This window comes from Flavobacterium cryoconiti (assembly GCF_048158645.1).
In the GTDB taxonomy this organism is placed as follows: domain Bacteria; phylum Bacteroidota; class Bacteroidia; order Flavobacteriales; family Flavobacteriaceae; genus Flavobacterium; species Flavobacterium cryoconiti.
In genome coordinates, this window is the sequence record NZ_JBLNKW010000008.1 from 83,654 (window position 1) to 97,140 (window position 13,487).

Consider the following 13,487-nt stretch of genomic DNA (forward strand, 5'->3'; position numbering starts at 1 on the left):
ACGTTTAAAAAACAAGCTATTAAAATTAAAAAATCCCCTCAAACATTTCGATAAACGAAAGTTGAGAGGATTTTTATATAAATTTGAGATTTTTCCTGCTCCAGAAATTTCGGGACAAATGACAAGTTAGAGACTGAAAACTGCTACTAAATACTGCAAACTATTCTTCTTCTCTCTGTCCCATCATCATTAAATAGGCTTTCAAGAATTCATCAATTTCGCCGTTCATAACACCGTCGACATTGCTGGTTTCATAACCGGTGCGAACATCTTTGACTAACTTGTAGGGTTGCATCACATAATTCCTGATTTGTGAACCCCATTCTATTTTCATTTTTCCGGCTTCGATATCAGCGCGTTGTGCCTGTTTCTTTTTTAACTCAATTTCGTATAATTGAGATCGTAACATTTGCATCGCACGTTGTCTGTTATCTTGTTGCGAACGTGTTTCGGAACATTGTATTTGAATTCCCGTTGGTTTATGAAACAATTGTACTTTGGTTTCTACCTTATTTACATTTTGTCCTCCCGCACCACTGGATCTTGAAGTTGTAATTTCAATATCAGCAGGATTAATATCAATTTCGATACTATCATCTACAAGCGGATATACATAAACGGAAGCAAATGAAGTGTGACGCTTGGCATTACTGTCAAAAGGCGAAATTCGAACCAATCGGTGTACGCCGTTTTCTCCTTTTAAATAGCCAAAAGAATAATCGCCTTCAAATTCGAGTGTTACAGTTTTAATACCCGCAGATTCTCCTTTTTGGAAATTCAGTTCTTTTATTTTATAACCGTATTTTTCACCCCACATCATGTACATACGCATGAGCATTTCGGCCCAATCGCAACTTTCGGTTCCACCGGCACCTGCGGTTATTTGTACAACAGCACTCAAAGTATCGCCTTCGTCCGAAAGCATGTTTTTGAATTCAATCGCTTCAATATGGTTTGCTGTTAGTGAATATTGCTCGTCTAATTCTTCAGCAGTAAGTTCCCCTTCTTTATAAAAATCATAGGCGAGTTGCAACTCGTCAGTCATTTCGACCGCTTTGTTGTAATCTTCAATCCACTTTTTCTTGTTTCTAAGGTTTTTTACAATGACTTCAGCTTCTTTTGCATTGTTCCAAAAGTCAGGAGCAAAAGTTTTCTCTTCTTCGTTTGAGATTTCAATTAGTTTGGCATCAACGTCAAAGATACCTCCTCAACGCACCAAGGCGCTCCACAATACCCTTTATTTGTTCGGTAGTTGTCATAAATTTTATTAAATTAAATAGGTCTGTTTTCCAATATTTACAAAAAAAGCCGTTATATCATTCATTTAATTTAGATTTAACTGAACTAGCTTGAATTAACAAACGGTATTATGTAATTTTGTGGCACAAAAATAGAAAAATTTTACGAAGGGACAATTCGAGAATTGTCCGTACTGAAAATAAAAATATATATGGAAATAAATTTAGTTAGCGATACGATTACCAAACCTTCTCGCGAAATGTTAGTGCATATGTTGAATGCCAAAGTAGGAGATGACGTATACAAACAAGACCCGACGGTTATTGAGCTCGAAGCTAAAGTTGCCGAAATGTTCGGGATGGAAGCAGGGCTTTTTTTTCCATCAGGAACTATGGCAAACCAAACGGCGATAAAATTGCATACACAACCAGGGGAACAATTAATTGCTGATAAATATGCGCATGTCTATCATTACGAAGGCGGTGGTGTTTCTTTTAACAGTGGTGTTTCATGTTGTTTATTAGATGGAAATCGCGGAATGATAACTGCAGAACAAGTGGCTGGGGCAATTAATGATCCTGAGTTTTATCACAGTCCTTTGACGAGTTTAGTTTGTGTGGAAAACACAACCAATAAAGGCGGTGGTGCTTGTTATGAATTGGAAGATTTACAAAAAATAAAGCAGGTTTGTGATGCCAATAATCTGAAATTTCACATGGATGGCGCCCGAATTTGGAATGCATTGGTAGCCAAAAAGCAAGATCCTAAAGCATTTGGAAAACTATTCGATACTATTTCGGTTTGTTTATCGAAAGGTTTGGGAGCGCCAATTGGTTCGGTTTTATTGGGTGATAAAGCTACGATTCACAGAGCGCTGCGAATCCGAAAAATATTAGGTGGCGGAATGCGTCAGGTAGGCTATTTGGCGGCAGCCGGAATTTATGCTTTGGACAATAATATTGAGCGTCTTGCCGAAGACCATAGAAGAGCTAAAGAAATTGCCGAAGTATTAAAAAAGGTAAGTTGGGTAGCTTCAGTAGAGCCTGTTGAGACTAATATCTTGATTTTTTCATTAGTTCCAAATTGCATTGAAAAAAATTTAATTGAATTATTAAAACAAAAAAATATTTCAATCAGTTCTATGGGACATGGAAAATTGAGAATTGTAACGCATCTTGATTATCGGGAAGTGATGCATACGTATGTTATGGAAACACTACAAAAATTAGTATAGTAGTTCAAAAATAGTTATTTCACGTTTAAGGTTTTTAGTATTATCAAAAACCTTAAACGTGATTTTTTTTATTTAAAAAGATTGTCCATTCCTGGAATCATTGGCATATCCATTTTTGCAACAGCATCAAGTTCCGCTTCATTTGTTTTAGTTGCTTTTTCGATAGCTTTATTCAGGACTAAAATCATATAATCTTCAAGTTGTTCTTTGTCTTCTAATAAAGAATCGTCAATTGTGATTGATTTTATTTTTCTATTGGCAGTCAAAGTAACTTTCAATAAACCATCAGTACTTTGTTCATCAATAAGAACAGTGTCTAAACGTTTTTTAGTGTCTTCTATTTTTTGTTGGGTTTCTTTTAGTTTACCCATCATTCCCATTAAATCCATTTTGATAAATTTTAAATATTGAACTACGAAATTACTACATTCAGTGTAATAAGCAATGTTAAATTAGATAGAAAATAGAATCGTTTTAAAATGTGTTTGTGCTATTTTTGTAACGTCACTTAAATATAAAAGCGCAAACAATGCCAGAAAATATACAACCACCAGTTGCTAAAATAATACCTGAAAAATTAGAGAAGTTTGATGACGTGAGAATCGATAATTACTTCTGGTTGAATGATAGAGAAAATCCTGAGGTTATTGATTACCTGAATAAAGAGAATGAGTATTACCATAAAATGACTGATCATACTAAGGATTTTCAAAAGGAATTATTCGAAGAAATGAAGGCTAGAATCAAGGAAGATGATGAATCAGTTCCTTATTTATACAATGGATATTACTACATCACCCGTTTTGAAACAGGAAAAGATTATCCTATTTATTCCCGAAAAAAGGAAAGCCTTTCGGCAAAAGAAGAAATAATGTTTGATTGTAATGAATTGGCGAAAGGGCAATCGTATTTTCAATTGGGAGGTTTGAGTATTAGTCCGGATAATAAATTAGCTGTTTTTAGTACCGATACGGTCGGAAGAAGAATTTATACCATTCAAGTTAAAAGTTTAGAAACCAATGAGATTTTAGAAGATAAAATAGAAAAAGTTACCGGAACTGCTGTTTGGGCAAATGATAATCATACTATTTTTTATTCTTCGCAAGATGAAGTTACACTACGTTCTGATAAAGTTTTCAAACATAAATTAGGTTCAAAACAAGCGGATAATGTTTTAGTTTATTTTGAAAAAGACGACACCTATAATGTTGAAGTTGCTAAATCTAAATCCAGAAAATACCTGGCAATCGAGTCTGGAAGTACACTTACAACAGAATATCGAATCTTAAATGCGGATAATCCTGACGGAAAATTTGAAATTTTTCAGAAACGAATTAGAGGAGTTGAATACAGTATCAATCATTACAAAGACAGTTTTTATATTTTAACCAATAAAGATAAAGCGGAAAATTTCAAATTGATGAAAACGCTGGAAACTGCCACTTCACAAGAAAATTGGACAGAAGTTATAGCGCATCGAGAAGATGTTTTATTAGAAGATATCGAAATTTTTGCTAATTATTTAGTAGTTGAAGAACGCTCGAATGGTTTAAACAAAATCAGAATTATGCCTTGGAGTGGGGAAGGGGAATATTATTTGCCTTTCGAAAGCGAAACCTATACTGCTTACACCACAACCAATGTAGATTTTGAAACAGAAATTTTACGTTACGGCTATCAATCCATGACAACTCCTTCTTCGATTATTGATTTCAATATGCGAACTCAAGCAAAGGAAATCAAAAAGGAGCAACAGGTTCTTGGTGGCAAATTCGATAAAAATAATTATAAAGAAGAGCGTGTTTGGGCTACAGCCAAAGATGGGACCAAAATTCCAATTTCAATGGTCTATAGAAAAGAGTTGAAAAAAGATGGGAATAATCCCTTGTTGCAATATGCTTATGGTTCTTATGGGCATTCTATGGATGCCACTTTCTCTTCGACACGATTAACGTTATTGGACAGAGGATTTATATTTGCTATAGCGCACATTCGTGGCGGTGAAGATTTGGGACGACAATGGTATGAAGATGGAAAATTATTAAAAAAGAAAAATACGTTTACTGATTTTATAGATTGTTCTAAATTTCTGATTGATCAAAAATACACTTCACCTGAACATTTATATGCCGAAGGTGGTTCTGCCGGTGGCTTATTGATGGGAGTTGTGGTGAATTTAGCACCTGAATTGTATCATGGTATAATTGCTCAAGTGCCTTTTGTTGATGTGATTACAACAATGCTGGATGATAGTATCCCGCTTACCACTGGTGAGTATGACGAATGGGGAAATCCAAATAAAAAGAAATATTACCAATATATGTTGTCTTATTCTCCTTACGATAATGTAAAAAAGCAAAATTACCCTAATATGTATGTATCTACTGGACTCCATGACTCACAAGTTCAATATTGGGAGCCTGCAAAATGGGTTGCAAAATTGAGAGACATGAAAACGGATAAAAATGTCTTATATCTTGATACTAACATGGATGCAGGTCACGGAGGAGCATCTGGGAGGTTTGAAGCTTTAAAGGAATTAGCAAAAGAATTTAGTTTTTTATTAGATTTAGAGAAAATTAAAAAGTAATTAGATTTTTTTTGTTAAATTTGCAACGTTCGAGGTTAAATTAAAAATTCTCCTCGACTAACTATTTTTTTATGAAAGAAGAAATAAACGCTTATAATAATGTTTTAGAATTAATAGGTAACACTCCACTTATTAAGCTAAATAAAGTCACCGAAGAATTAGAGGGTAATTTTTACGCAAAGGTAGAAGCTTTTAATCCAGGACATTCTTCTAAAGATAGAATAGCATTATATATAATCGAAGAAGCTGAAAAAAGAGGGATTTTATCTCCTGGTGACACCATCATCGAAACTACATCCGGGAATACTGGTTTTAGTTTAGCCATGGTAAGCATCATAAAAGGCTACAACTGTATTCTTGCCGTAAGTTCTAAATCATCTAAAGATAAAATAGACATGCTACGTAGTTTAGGAGCAAAAGTTTATGTTTGTCCTGCACATGTCTCCGCTGATGATGAGCGTTCGTATTATAATGTTGCCAAACGTTTGCATGAAGAAACGAAAGGTTCTGTTTATATCAATCAATATTTCAATCAATTAAATATTGATGCACATTATAAATCTACTGGTCCTGAAATTTGGAAACAAACAAATGGTAAAATTACACACCTTATCGCTTGTAGCGGAACAGGAGGAACCATTTCCGGAACAGCAAAATACTTAAAAGAACAGAATCCTAACATTAGAATTCTTGGAGTTGATGCTTTTGGTTCGGTATTAAAAAAATACCATGAGACCAGAGAATTCGATAACGATGAAATTTATCCATATAGAATTGAAGGTTTAGGTAAAAACTTAATTCCATCTGCAACTGATTTTGATCTTATTGATAAGTTCATGAAAGTTACTGATGAAGAAAGTGCGCATTCTGCCAGAGAGATTACCAGAAAAGAAGGGTTATTTGTAGGGTATACATCCGGAGCAGTTTTACAAGCAATAAAACAATATGCTGACGAAGGTGAATTTGATAAAAACAGTAATGTAATTGCTATATTCCCCGATCATGGTTCTCGTTATATGAGTAAAGTATTTAGCGATGACTGGATGAATGAACAAGGTTTCTTTGACAGTATTAACGAAGAAGAAGCTCAAAAAATTGAATTTATAAAATAGAGTATTCTCTGTTTTTAGCTATAAAAAAAACTCCATCAGCTTTAAGTTGATGGAGTTTTCAGTTTTAAAGGGAGTTTTTTTTAACGTATATTTTTATTCCCTTTTTTTATGACAAACTGTTAGGTATTAAAAACAAAAAACTCCAGATTTCTCCGGAGTTTAAAACTGTAATGTGATAGCTATTCTTCTTCCATAGTATGATACACGTTCATCACGTCATCATCTTCTTCTAGTTTTTCAATTAGTTTTTCTACATCGGCTACTTCAGCTTCAGATAGTTTTTTAGTTATTTGAGGAATTCTTTCAAATCCTGAAGAAAGAATTTCCAATCCTCTGTTTTCTAATTCTTTTTGAATGGTTCCAAAACTTCCAAATGGTGCATAAATCAAAATACCGTCTTCGTCTTCAAAAACTTCTTCTGCGCCAAAATCGATTAATTCTAATTCTAATTCTTCAGGGTCAATTCCGTTTGCTGGAATTCTAAAGTTACACGTATGGTCAAACATAAATTCAACCGAACCTTGTGTCCCCATTGCACCGTTACATTTGTTAAAATAACTTCTAACATTAGCGACAGTTCTGTTATTATTATCTGTAGCCGTTTCAACCAGGATTGCAATTCCATGAGGTGCATATCCTTCAAATAAAACTTCTTTATAGTTAGCGGTGTCTTTATCTGTTGCTTTTTTGATAGCACGTTCTACATTTTCTTTTGGCATATTGACTGCCTTGGAATTCTGGATAACTGCTCTTAATCTTGAGTTGGCATCAGGATTTGGACCACCTTCCTTTACAGCCATTACAATATCTTTACCAATTCTGGTAAATGCTTTGGCCATTGCTGACCAACGTTTCATTTTTCTCCCTTTTCTGAATTCGAACGCTCTTCCCATTACTTTATGAGTTTATTTTATTTAAGTGCAAAAATAGAATTATTCAATTGTTTTAAAATAGTTTCTATCGTTTTTTTTGTGATAAATTAAAAAAAAATAAGCATTTTACTATTTTAAGTTAGCCATGATTTTTATAGATTCAAAAACACGGAAGTTGTTTTTCAAATTTTTAATTTGAGTACTATTTATAGATTTTAGGTAATCATTTGTTTGTATTTTTTTAGTGTCATTACTAGTATTACTTATAATAAAAGGATATTCGGTTTTGACAAATGCTTCTATCTCTTTCCAATGTTTCGAAAAACCAATCGATTTATTAAAAACAGCATTAAATTGTAAAGGTATAGCTACTGTTGCTTGTGTGAAAAACTGATTAAAAGTAGCTTTTAGTCGGGTGTTTTTTTGAAATTCTATATTCGTTTTGGATTTTTGGGTGTACTCTGTAATAGCTTGTTTCTGTTTTTCATTCATCGGGAATCTATTGGTGTCGATAATGCTTTCAATTTTATCATTTTTTAAAGCGGTTGGATAAGTACTTTCCTTAGGCATTTGATCATCAAATAAACTAGGGATTTCAATATCGGGGGTAATACCATTGTATTGATTTGTTTTACCCGTCACTCGATAAAATTCTCCTATTGTTACTTTTAGAAATTGATTTTTTTCATCTTTTAATGGAACTATTTCTTGCATAGTAGCTTTTCCTAATGATTTCGTTCCTACAATTAAGGCTAAATTATAATCTTGCATGACGTTAGCAAAAAATTCACTTGCTGAAGCTGAAAAGCCATTTATTAAGATAATAATTGGACCAGTATAGCTGTTTTTAGGTTTTTGATTGCCAATGATTTCTTTTTGATTTGTTTTGGTGACAACTTGCGCTAAATAGGGAGTGTTTATAAACAAACCACAAAGCATAATGGCTTCTTCCATAGAACCACCACCGTTGTTTTCTAGATCAATGATTAGTCCCGTAATTTTATCTTCTTTTAGTTTGGCTATTTCTTTGGCTACATCATCACTAACATTTGTTTTTCCATTTTCCAAAGTCGAATAAAAACTAGGGATTTTAATATAGCCCGTTTTTTGATTATCTCGTTCCAGTACATAGCTATAAACACTATTTTGATAATCTCTCATGACCTGTTTGGAGAGGTTTGTGGTGTAAACTTCTCCACTTTTTTTCTTGAGTGTTACCCAGACATTTTTGTATTCATTAGAGCTTAAAATTTTCTCTATTTTTTCAAAATTATAACAATTTACTAAGTATTCTTCTTGTTTCGATTTTATTTTAATGACTTGATCTCCTATCTCTATTTTTTCCGAAAAGTATGCTGGACCACCGGGTAATATTTCATCTATAGAGATGTCATTTTTTTCTTTTACTGAAAGGATAAGCCCTAAAGTATAATTATCAGAACTTACCAATGATAAAAAATCTGATTTTTGATTGGTTGAAAAGAACTCGGTATGAGGGTCAAAATAAGAACAAAAAATAGTGAAAAAGAGGTTGTTAAACTCCTCGGTTGTAAGGTTATATTTGGTTGCTTCGCAGGTATAATCGTCAAATATTTTTTGCTTTATATTTCCTGAAATGCTAGGAAATACTGCGATAAGGGAATCTTTATTAGGACTGCTTTGTGCTATTTCACTAAGCACATCAAAAAGCATTCGTTTTTTATTGATTTTTTTTAAATCTGCTTCTGTTGTTAAATATGGAGTGGGGGTTTTATAAGACCTAATGATTTCGGGGCTGCTCAGCGGGAAACTTTCTTTTTTGAGGGTTTCAATAATAATAGTATGACGATTAACTGCTTTTTGATAAGTAATGTAAAATTCGTTTAAAAAACTGCAATTTGAATGGATGATATTGTCATCTAATTTGTATTTGAGTTTTTTTAGACTATTAATTTCGGATTCTAAAAATAAATCGTTTCTGCCGTCTAACGCTTTTAGAAAATGATTAAAAACATAAACCGATAAACTGTCATTTATCGGTTTAGGTTTGTAGTGAAACTCTTTGACCAATGCATTAATTTTGGATAAAGTCTTGCAGGCATTCGTTTCAGATTGAGCAATGAGCTCTTTTGAAAAAAGCAAGAATAAAAAGATGGCTACTTTTTTCAATTGTTATTTTTTGTAAAAAGGTAATTTTACCACTTTGGCAGGAACATCATTTTTACGGATTCTAATGAATATATCGCTGTCTAAAGTACTGTTCTCAGTGGTAACGTATCCTAAACCAATTCCTTTATTCATTGATGGCGACATGGTTCCTGAAGTTACAATTCCTATAGAATTTCCGGTAGCATCAACGATTTCATAATCGTGTCTTGGTACGGCACGTTCCTGCATTTCAAAAGCCACTAATTTTTTAGAAACTCCCGTTTCTTTTTGTTTTTTCAGGTTTTCTGAATTCGTGAATTCTTTAGTGAATTTAGTAATCCAACCCAAACCAGCTTCAAGTGGAGAAGTGGTATCGTTAATGTCATTTCCGTACAAACAAAATCCCATTTCTAATCGTAACGTATCACGAGCGGCAAGACCAATTGGTTTAATCCCAAAAGGAGCTCCGGCTTCAAAAACTTTATTCCAAATTTGTTCTACTTCTGAATTTTTGCAATAAATCTCAAATCCTCCAGAACCAGTATATCCTGTAGCCGAAATAATTACGTTATCAATTCCTGCAAAATCACCCACTTCAAAATGATAATAAGGAATAGCTGATAAATCCTTAGAAGTCAATGATTGCATTGCTTCAACAGCTTTAGGACCTTGAATAGCCAATAATGAATAATCATCAGATAAGTTTTTCATTTCGACTCCTAAATCGTTATGAGCAGAAATCCAATTCCAATCTTTATCAATATTCGAAGCATTTACGACTAATAAATACTGTTCGTCTTTCATTTTGTAAACAATCAAATCATCTACAATTCCGCCATCATTGTTTGGTAAACAAGAGTATTGTGCTCTTCCAATGGTCAAAACAGACGCGTCATTAGAAGTTACTTTTTGTATTAAAGCTAATGCATTTGGTCCGGTAAGCAAGAATTCACCCATGTGAGAAACATCAAAAACACCCACGGCATTTCGAACCGTTTCATGTTCTGCATTCACACCTTCATATAAAATAGGCATATTGTATCCGGCAAACGGAAGCATTTTCGCTCCCAAACTCTCGTGTATGTGCGTAAGCGCAGTGTTTTTCATTGTTATTTTGTATAGAATTTCAAGTGGCTAATTTATTGATTTTATTTCGGGTGACAAAGACGTAAAGAAGCAAAATTTAAAGTTTCAAACGTTTTCGAAATAACAGGCTGTACTATTTTAAAATAATAATTTTTAGGATTTAATCCAATGAAGTTAGGAAGCTATTTCCTGCTATTCATTACAATCTTTTCCTTTTTAATGTTTAATTTTACAATTAATTAATTTGCGGTCTCTAATTTGCGAGAGCAAAAAATCAACCATCATGAAAAAAAGTAGATTTGTTATTATAGCACTGTTTTTTGTTACCATTTTCTATGGTCAAAATCAAACGGTTATTGGTAAATGGAAAACGATTGATGATGAAACTGGAAAAGCCAAATCAATAGTGGAAATCTATGAGAAATCTGGAAAGATTTATGGTAAAGTAATTGAAATTCTTGAAGAAGAACATAGAAAAAAAGTTTGTAGCAATTGTTCAGGTGAGGATAAAAACAAACCTATTCTTGGAATGATAGTAATAAAAGGATTGACTAAAGAAGGAAATCAATATACAAGAGGTAAAATCTTAGATCCTAAAAACGGGAAGCTTTATAAATGTTACATCACTTTAGAATCAAAAGACAAACTTAAAGTCCGTGGTTTTATTGGGATTTCATTGTTTGGACGAACACAATATTGGTACAGAGTAAAAAGTTAATTCATATTGAATGAATTTGATATTCGTCCAAATAATAATAAATACCTAAAATCTAAAAATGCATTTCGTCGAAGTAATTTTACCCCTTTCTCTTGCCAAAACCTTTACCTATCGCGTTTCTGAAGCCGAATTTCATTATATCAAGAAAGGAATGCGTGTGGCAGTACCTTTTGGGAAAAGTAAAATTTACACAGCGCTAGTTATTGAAATTCATCAAAATGAGCCCACTTTATATGAAGCCAAAGAAATTCACCAAATTCTGGATGAAAAACCTATAGTTACTGAAATCCAAATTGCGCATTGGCAATGGATTGCTTCTTATTATATGTGTGCTATTGGTGATGTGTATCGTGGCGCTATGCCAAGCGCGCTTTTGCTGGAAAGCGAAACCATAATTTCTCAAAAGCAAGATTTGTTTGTGGATGAAAGCCTGCTTTCGGATGATGAATATCTGGTTTATCAAGCCTTGCAACAGCAAAGTTCCCTTAAAGTTCAAGACATTATAGCTATTTTAAACAAGAAAAATATCTTTCCTGTTATTCAAAAATTGATTGACAAAAATATATTGGTTCTTCAAGAAGAAATCTCAGAAAGTTATAAGCCTAAGTTAGTTCGTTATGTGCGTTTACATTCTAAATACGATTCGAATGCAGGTTTGGGTGAATTGTTGGAAACTCTGAAAAGTGCTAACAAACAAAAGGAAATTGTACTGACTTATTTTCAATTGAGCGCTACCGAAAAAAAGCCCATAACCGTTAAAAAGTTGGTTGAAGCTACTCATTCCTCTTCGGCGATTATAAAAGCATTAATTGAAAAAGAAATATTTGAGGATTATTTTCTTCAGGAAGACCGAGTAAATTTTAATGGAAAAATAAGAGAAGAGCAATTGCAATTAAGTCAAGCGCAGCAAACTGCTTTTGAAGAAATTAAAGATAGTTATACTCAAAAAGAAGTCTGTTTGCTACATGGTGTAACTTCCAGTGGAAAAACTGAAATTTATATTAAGCTTATTGAAGAATATCTGGAAACAGGAAAACAAATATTGTATTTATTGCCTGAAATTGCCTTGACAACACAGTTAGTGGGAAGATTAAGAACTTATTTTGGAAATAAAGTAGCAGTTTTTCATTCGAAATATAACAATAATGAACGCATCGAGGTTTGGAACCAAGTTTTGGTAAATTCAGAGAAAGCACAAGTAGTAATAGGAGCGCGATCCGCTTTGTTTTTACCTTTTCATAATCTGGGATTTATAATTGTAGATGAAGAGCACGAACAAACTTTCAAACAAGTAGATCCTGCGCCGCGTTATCATGCGCGTGATGCTGCGGTGGTTTTGGCTCATTCGCATAAAGCAAAAGTTTTATTAGGTTCGGCAACACCAAGTATTGAAACTTATTTTAATGCAAAATCAGAAAAATATGGTTTAGTCGAAATTTCGAAGCGATTTGGAAATGTAATGATGCCAAGTATTGAATTGGTGGATTTGAAAGACAAATACTTTCGCAAAAAAATGACAGGGCATTTCAGTGATGTTTTAATTGAAGAAATCAATATTGCACTTTCATTAGGCGAACAAGTAATTTTGTTTCAAAACAGAAGAGGTTATTCTCCTATAATAGAATGTATTACTTGTGGTAATGTTCCTCAATGTCAGCAATGCGATGTGAGTTTGACGTATCACAAACATAAAAACCAGTTGCGTTGTCATTATTGTGGCTATACGATGGCAAAACCGACGCATTGTCATTCGTGTTCTAGTGTTGATTTGACTACAAAGGGCTTTGGAACCGAGCAAATAGAACAAGAATTGATTTCTATTTTTCCAAATTCAAAAACGGGAAGAATGGATCAGGATACCACGCGAGGTAAATTTGGTTTTGAGAAAATTATTGATAGTTTCAAGAATAGAGAAATTGATATTTTAGTTGGAACGCAAATGCTTGCCAAAGGATTGGATTTTGACAATGTAAGTTTGGTGGGAATCATGAATGCGGATAATATGTTATATCATCCTGATTTTAGGGCATTCGAAAGAAGTTTTCAAATGATGACGCAGGTCGCAGGTCGGGCAGGGCGTTCGGAAAAACAAGGAAAAGTTATTATTCAAACGTATAATCCCAATCACAATACGATACAGCAAGTAACCAATAATGATTATCTGGGAATGTATAAGGAGCAATTGTATGACAGGCAAATCTATAAATATCCTCCTTATTTCAGAATCATAAAATTGACATTGAAACAGCGCGATTTCGATAAGCTAAAGGAAGGTGCCATGTGGTTGTATCAGGTAATGAGTCAAAATCTTACTATGCCGGTATTAGGTCCTGAGGAACCAGCTATAAATAGAATTAGAAATGAATACATACGAACAATCATTATTAAAATTCCACAAAACGTGTCTGTAGTAAGCACAAAAAAAACTATTCAAAAGATATTGAATAGTTTTGAGGCTGTTGCTCAATATAGAGCTATTAAAGTTACGCTAAACGTCGATTTTTATTAA

10 protein-coding genes are annotated in these 13,487 nt (G+C 33.4%); 5 read left to right on the top strand and 5 right to left on the bottom strand.

All coding sequences use genetic code 11. The annotated features are described in order from the left end of the window. Positions 1–160 precede the first annotated feature (160 nt). A protein-coding gene (gene prfB / locus ACM55H_RS12505) for a peptide chain release factor 2 (protein WP_416836809.1) occupies positions 161–1,259 on the bottom strand; the annotation gives its coding sequence in 2 pieces (ribosomal slippage) (positions 161–1,195 and positions 1,197–1,259; 1,098 coding nt in all). A 191-nt stretch (positions 1,260–1,450) separates the two neighbouring features. Here prfB and ACM55H_RS12510 point away from each other — a divergent pair. After that, positions 1,451–2,473, top strand: a complete 1,023-nt coding sequence (locus ACM55H_RS12510) for a threonine aldolase family protein (RefSeq protein ID WP_416836810.1) — start codon at positions 1,451–1,453, stop codon at positions 2,471–2,473. 68 nt (positions 2,474–2,541) lie between these two features. On the opposite strand, the gene ACM55H_RS12515 is transcribed toward ACM55H_RS12510, so the two are convergent. Next, the gene (locus ACM55H_RS12515; protein ID WP_035671607.1) at positions 2,542–2,862 is read right to left on the bottom strand and encodes a YbaB/EbfC family nucleoid-associated protein; all 321 of its coding nucleotides are present in this window, start codon (positions 2,860–2,862) and stop codon (positions 2,542–2,544) included. Positions 2,863–3,002: 140 nt separating this feature from the next. On the opposite strand from ACM55H_RS12515, the gene ACM55H_RS12520 reads away from it, so the two are divergent. Continuing rightward, positions 3,003–5,063, top strand: coding sequence for a S9 family peptidase (locus ACM55H_RS12520; protein WP_416836811.1), 2,061 nt, complete (start codon positions 3,003–3,005; stop codon positions 5,061–5,063). 71 nt (positions 5,064–5,134) lie between these two features. Further along, on the top strand, positions 5,135–6,175 hold the full coding sequence (locus ACM55H_RS12525) for a PLP-dependent cysteine synthase family protein (protein WP_035671610.1): 1,041 nt from the start codon (positions 5,135–5,137) through the stop codon (positions 6,173–6,175). A 179-nt stretch (positions 6,176–6,354) separates the two neighbouring features. Here the strand turns inward: ACM55H_RS12525 and ACM55H_RS12530 are convergent, their stop codons facing one another. From ACM55H_RS12530 to gcvT, 3 genes are all read right to left on the bottom strand, one after another. Beyond that, positions 6,355–7,068 (bottom strand): YebC/PmpR family DNA-binding transcriptional regulator, encoded by a 714-nt coding sequence (locus ACM55H_RS12530; protein WP_035671611.1) that lies wholly within the window; start codon positions 7,066–7,068, stop codon positions 6,355–6,357. Positions 7,069–7,176: 108 nt separating this feature from the next. After that, on the bottom strand, positions 7,177–9,195 hold the full coding sequence (locus ACM55H_RS12535; protein ID WP_416836812.1) for a S41 family peptidase: 2,019 nt from the start codon (positions 9,193–9,195) through the stop codon (positions 7,177–7,179). Between the two features lie 3 nt (positions 9,196–9,198). Further along, positions 9,199–10,281 carry a glycine cleavage system aminomethyltransferase GcvT gene (gcvT, locus tag ACM55H_RS12540; RefSeq protein WP_416836813.1) on the bottom strand — a complete coding sequence of 361 codons (1,083 nt, stop codon included), beginning with the start codon at positions 10,279–10,281 and terminating at the stop codon, positions 9,199–9,201. A 262-nt stretch (positions 10,282–10,543) separates the two neighbouring features. Here gcvT and ACM55H_RS12545 point away from each other — a divergent pair, with 262 nt between their 5' ends. Both ACM55H_RS12545 and priA read left to right on the top strand, forming a co-directional pair. Then, positions 10,544–10,978: a DUF2147 domain-containing protein gene (locus ACM55H_RS12545; RefSeq protein ID WP_416836814.1), complete on the top strand. Its 435-nt coding sequence runs from the start codon at positions 10,544–10,546 to the stop codon at positions 10,976–10,978. A gap of 58 nt (positions 10,979–11,036) precedes the next feature. Further along, on the top strand, positions 11,037–13,487 hold the full coding sequence (gene priA, locus ACM55H_RS12550; RefSeq protein WP_416836815.1) for a replication restart helicase PriA: 2,451 nt from the start codon (positions 11,037–11,039) through the stop codon (positions 13,485–13,487).

Excerpts from the sequence above, each read along its gene's own strand:
- gcvT (WP_416836813.1), bottom strand. The coding sequence starts at position 10,281 with ATGAAAAACACTGCGCTTACGCACATACACGAGAGTTTGGGAGCGAAA.
- priA (WP_416836815.1), top strand. The coding sequence starts at position 11,037 with ATGCATTTCGTCGAAGTAATTTTACCCCTTTCTCTTGCCAAAACCTTT.
- ACM55H_RS12510 (WP_416836810.1), top strand. The coding sequence starts at position 1,451 with ATGGAAATAAATTTAGTTAGCGATACGATTACCAAACCTTCTCGCGAA.
- ACM55H_RS12520 (WP_416836811.1), top strand. The coding sequence starts at position 3,003 with ATGCCAGAAAATATACAACCACCAGTTGCTAAAATAATACCTGAAAAA.
- ACM55H_RS12545 (WP_416836814.1), top strand. The coding sequence starts at position 10,544 with ATGAAAAAAAGTAGATTTGTTATTATAGCACTGTTTTTTGTTACCATT.
- ACM55H_RS12515 (WP_035671607.1), bottom strand. The coding sequence starts at position 2,862 with ATGGATTTAATGGGAATGATGGGTAAACTAAAAGAAACCCAACAAAAA.
- ACM55H_RS12525 (WP_035671610.1), top strand. The coding sequence starts at position 5,135 with ATGAAAGAAGAAATAAACGCTTATAATAATGTTTTAGAATTAATAGGT.
- ACM55H_RS12530 (WP_035671611.1), bottom strand. The coding sequence starts at position 7,068 with ATGGGAAGAGCGTTCGAATTCAGAAAAGGGAGAAAAATGAAACGTTGG.